Source organism: Streptomyces sp. NPDC047043 (genome assembly GCF_040644055.1).
GTDB lineage: Bacteria > Actinomycetota > Actinomycetes > Streptomycetales > Streptomycetaceae > Streptomyces.
Window position 1 is genome coordinate 1 of the sequence record NZ_JBEYVO010000087.1, and the last position, 3,635, is coordinate 3,635.

Below are 3,635 nucleotides of genomic sequence, written 5' to 3' on the forward strand. Positions count from 1 at the left end.
GGCCGGACCCGGGTCCGGCCGACCGACGCGGGCCGACCGGTGATCCCGGCATCGTAACCGGGGTGCCGCGATCACCGGCTCCGTCCCGCTCAGGGGGCGACGGGGAGCGCGAACGTCCCGGTCGCGGCGGCCTGGCCGCCCAGCTGCGGCTGGTCGAGGTACAGGTAGCGGAAGTGCCGCCTGGCGAACCGCCAGCCCTCGTCGGTGCGGACGACGGTGTCCTCGTAGACACCGTGCAGGACCTGGCCGGTGCCGTCCGGACGAATCCCCTGTTCGGTGAGGTACGTCCGTGCGGTCGCGGTGTCCCCGTCGATGTCCACCGTCGTGCTGTGGATCAGCTGGAGGAACGACGCCCACATCGCCCGCATCCCGGCCTCGAACCCCTTGGCGATCTCCGCCCGGGAACCCTCCAGGGCGAAGTCCAGGGGCGGGTCGATCACCCAGGTCGCCTCGGGCGTCCACAGACTCTCGAACTGTTCGGCGTCCAGCCGGTTCACCGCGTCGGCGGAACGCGCCACGAGGTCCAGCACATCGTCACGGTCGGTCATCCTGATCAGATCCTCTCCATCATCTTGAGGAGCACCTCAAGATATGCCCCCACCGTAACTCCAACTTGAGGGTGTTGTTCAAGTTCTCGCGTCGATTCCCGTGGAGATCCGCGTCTCAGTCCCGGAAACCGTCGAAGGCCAGCTCCCAGCTCCAGACGTACGTGCCCGGCCGGATCCGGAACCGGGGGGCGGTGTCCGGGCCGAGGGCCCCCGTGCCGAGACCCCGGTGTGCGACGTCGAGATGGAGCACGGTCTGCGGACGCGGGGTGAACTGCCAGACCCGCTCGGCCGACTCCAGGTCCGAGACCCGCTGGTGGGAGGCGTTCATCTGGACGGGCCGGTCCGTTCGCAGCCGTAGCCGCCCGGCCGCGTCTCCGAGTTCCAGGTCCGTGACCTCGGCACGGCCGCCGTTCTCCTGCGGGCGCAGGTACGGCACGGCGAGGTCGGCGACCGCGCTCTCCCAGCGGCCGAGCAGGCCGGACGCCCGACGGTCCGGGTAGGTCTCGTGCGGGCCGAGACCGGTCCAGGCGATGCGGTCGAAGCCGGGAAGGGTCTCCAGCACCAGCCCCACCCGGGGCAGCTCCTCGAACGTGTCGGGGAGGACGACCTCCTCGTCGAACCGGAACGCGTCACCACCAAGGGCGGTGATGGTCCGCCGGTGCGTGACCACATGCCCGAACGCCGCCGTGAAGGCCGCCTCCACCGTCGCCGTGCCCGGCCCGTCGGTCACGGACACCAGCTTGCGCTCCGTGCGGAACAGTCCGGTGCGGCGCAGCCGGTGATCGAGTACGCCCGCGGCGTCGTTGTCGGTCAGGGCACGCCACAGCGACAGTTCGGGGGCGGCGCCCAGGCCGGGGTGGTCGAGCATGCCGTCGGCGTCGAGCGGTACGGCGGCCGCGACTGCGGCCCCGGCGGACCCGAGAGCGGAGGAGCGCGGCCGGGAGATCTGGAGTCGGGCCAGTTCGGTGCCGGCCGGACCCCAGGGGTGATCGTCGGCGGTGGCCACGATGACGGTGACCGCCAGGGCGTCCGTCGCCGTCGCCGCCCGCCGCAGCGTCTCCGGGAGCGCCAGCACCCCCTCTTCGCCCGGTCCGATGACGGGGCAGGACAGCGGAACGGACCGCGACGGCCCGGTGGAGGTCTCCACCTGTGCGGACAGTTCGAGCCCGGTGGTGTCGTTGAAGGCCTGCCGGTTGCGCAGGCGCAGCCGGCCCCGCTGCAGATCCGACCCGGCCCGGTCGGGGGCCGCGGCCAGGGCAAGCGGAGCGAACAGGGTCCGGGCTTCGTACAGAGCGGGTTTGGGGGTGAGATCCGGGAAGACCAGGCCGTTGATGCAGGTGAGCCCGTCGTGGGGCTGGTCCCCGAAGTCGCCGCCCGCCCGGTATCGGCCGTCGCGGTCCGGGTCCAGGCCGTGGTCGAACATCTCCCAGACGAAGCCGCCCTGCAGGCCGGGTGCGCTCTCCAGCAGGCGCCAGACCTCTTCGAAGCCGCCGTTGGAGTTGCCCTGCGCGTACTGGAACTCGCACAGGACGAGCGGGCGGTCCCCGTCCGGGGACTCCGAGTACGCCTGGAGCGCCGCGGGCACCGGGTACATCGGGCAGACGATGTCGCTGGCGCCGTGGCCGGCGTACCAGTCGGGCTGGATCGCCGCCTCGTACTGCACCGGCCGGGTCGGGTCGAAGGCGCGCACCCAGGCCGCGGCGGCGTCATGGGCGGGTCCGTAGCCGCTCTCGTTGCCCAGCGACCAGACGATCACGCTCGGATGGTTCTTGTCCCTCCTCACCATCCGCGCGACCCGGTCGACGAAGGCCGGCAGGTAGCGCAGGTCGTGTGCCAGCGAGGAGGCGTACGCGTGGGCCTCGATGTCCGCCTCGTCGACCACGTAGAACCCGTAGGTGTCGCACAGCTCCAGGAACACGGGGTCGTTGGGGTAGTGCGAGGTGCGGATGGCGTTGACGTTGAACCTCTTGAGCAGGGAGAGTTCCCGCTCCATGCGCTCGCGGCCGACGGTACGACCGGTGTGGGGGTCGGCGTCGTGCCGGTTGACGCCCTGGATCAGCACTCGGCGGCCGTTGACCAGCAGGTCCCGTCCTCGGATCTCCACCCGTCGGAACCCGATGGACAGGGTGGTGCGCTCCGCCACCGTGCCGTCGGGGTCCAGCAGCTCCACCTTCAGGCCGTAACGGCGCGGGTCCTCCGCGGACCACGGTGCGGCGGGCAGGCCGGACGCGCGCACCACGGCCACGCCCGGACGCGGCGGGAACAGCCTGCTGGATCTGGTCCGCGGTGGCGGCCTCCTCCTCCCCGAGGGGCGCCCGCGCCGGGCGCAGGCTCAACAGGTCGAGGGTGTCCGCGGGGATCATCGGCTGCGGTATCTCGCCCCCGGTCGGGAACGTCGGGGTCATGCCCCGGGGCGGCTCCGCGACCGGCACCGGGATCTCGACCGCGTCGAGCAGACCGGGCACCCGCACGCGTACCCGCCAGCCGTCCGAGAGAATTCCGGTATCGGTGGCGATGTGCGTGTCGACGCGCAGCGAGGCACTCCCGGTCCCCGCGTCGAAGTCGGCGACGACATGCACGTCCTCCAGATAGGTCGGCCCGGTGCTGTACAGGTGGACCGAGCGGGTGATCCCGCCGTGCCACCACTGGTCCTGGTCTTCCACGTAACTGGCGTCGGAGTACTTCACCACGGTCAGCACCAGTTCGTTGCCATGCTCACGCAACAGCCCGGTGACCTCGAACTCGGCCGCCAGGTGCGAGTCCTTGCTGATGCCGACCTCGTGCCCGTTGAGCCGCGCCAGCAGTACGCTCTCCGCCGCGCCGATGTGCAGCACGGTCCGCCGCTCCAGCCACTCCCGCGGCACGTCGAACCGCCTCCGGTGCACCCCCGTCGGATTGGCCGCGGGCGGGTACGGCGGCTCCGCCTCGAAGGGCATCAGTGCCTGTGTCACATCCTCTTTCCGCAGGTAGCGGCGTTGTGAGGTCGGTTGTTGATCGCTGCCGCTGGGGTGCGCCGGGCTCCTCGCCGGGCTTGCACTGCTCGCGGGGGCGCTGCGATGGGACCTGATGCCGCTCCTGGTACTGAGC

Annotated in this window: 2 protein-coding genes and 1 pseudogene; all 3 read right to left on the bottom strand. The window is 71.4% G+C overall.

The genetic code is table 11. The features are described from left to right. Positions 1–89: 89 nt before the first annotated feature. Positions 90–548 (bottom strand): nuclear transport factor 2 family protein, encoded by a 459-nt coding sequence (locus ABZ880_RS54330; RefSeq protein WP_361279404.1) that lies wholly within the window; start codon positions 546–548, stop codon positions 90–92. Between the two features lie 115 nt (positions 549–663). After that, positions 664–2,793, bottom strand: a complete 2,130-nt coding sequence (locus ABZ880_RS54335) for a glycoside hydrolase family 2 TIM barrel-domain containing protein (protein WP_361279406.1) — start codon at positions 2,791–2,793, stop codon at positions 664–666. 319 nt (positions 2,794–3,112) lie between these two features. Then, a pseudogene (locus tag ABZ880_RS54340) lies at positions 3,113–3,484 on the bottom strand (sugar-binding domain-containing protein); the annotation flags it as partial. Between the last annotated feature and the right edge of the window lie 151 nt (positions 3,485–3,635).